The sequence below is a fragment of the Sphingobacterium sp. T2 genome, assembly GCF_000814685.1.
Classification (GTDB): Bacteria; Bacteroidota; Bacteroidia; order Sphingobacteriales; family Sphingobacteriaceae; genus Sphingobacterium; species Sphingobacterium thermophilum.
The window spans coordinates 1-952 of record NZ_JXAC01000295.1 but is presented as its reverse complement, the minus strand read 5'-3'; the positions used below and the strand labels follow the sequence as shown (position 1 = coordinate 952).

The window sequence follows — 952 nt, the reverse complement described above, 5'->3', positions numbered from 1 at the left end:
AGAACTGACTATGCCAATTGGAGTGGAATGCTGAAATGTAAATCAGCAGTCCCTCAAAGATAATTCTTTTTTTAGATAGGCTTGAACAACCGTGACCTTAAATTCCTTTGTATATTTTCGATAAGGCTTTCGCGATAGTCCTTGCGGACCTAATGAATTATATTGATCAATCCACTTTCTGATTTGTGACGATGATACGCCCCATTGATTCGATAATCCGTGTATCGATGCCCCTCGTTGGTAATCTTTAACCAGACGAAGCTTAAAATCGGATTTGTGTTTTTTGTACTTAACCATAAAAATGCCCCCAAATAGTGTCTAACTTTTTGGGGGCAGTGTATTTTGACTATCTCTTTCTTATTTTAGCACCTACTATAACTCATAAATGCAAGGGACACATATTTTTTGTTATACATAGGCGAAATAGGAAACTTTTGCGTTATTTTTATGTTATTATTCAAGGTTAAACGCTTAATATAATTTGACGAAGGTTTGAACAAATTTACCCGTATTGCCATACGCTCATTATTATGGATTGTAGGGACACTCATTGCTTTGATACTGCTTGTCGTGTTCCTTATTAGAATTCCTGCCGTGCAAAATTATATTGCAGGAAAAGTAACCACTTATTTAGAAAACAAGATTGGTACCCCAGTCAGAATAGGATATATCAACATTACCTTTCCCAAAATGCTGGTGTTGGAAAACGTGTATTTCGAAGATCAAAGTCGAGATACACTGCTGGCAGGAGAAAAGATTAAAGTCGACATCGATATGTTTAAAATATTTAAGAACACTATCGAAGTACAAGAAATCCAGCTGGCGGGTATTACCTCCAAAATCAAAAGAACAGCACCTGACGGCAATTTCAACTTTGACTATATTGATAAAGGCTTTCTCCTCCGAGAAGAAAGTCACCCCAAGCAGCCGACACTACCTCAGCCCTACYTTT

The 952-nt window shown here is 37.2% G+C and carries 2 protein-coding genes; one reads left to right on the top strand and one right to left on the bottom strand.

What is annotated here, in order from left to right; all coding sequences use genetic code 11:
* Positions 1 to 42: 42 nt before the first annotated feature.
* Positions 43 to 297: a helix-turn-helix domain-containing protein gene (locus SD31_RS14270; protein WP_052259100.1), complete on the bottom strand. Its 255-nt coding sequence runs from the start codon at positions 295 to 297 to the stop codon at positions 43 to 45.
* Positions 298 to 492: 195 nt separating this feature from the next.
* Between SD31_RS14270 and SD31_RS14265 the strand changes: the two genes are divergently transcribed.
* The coding region (locus SD31_RS14265; protein WP_039054605.1) for a hypothetical protein at positions 493 to 952 on the top strand (460 nt) is incomplete at its 3' end.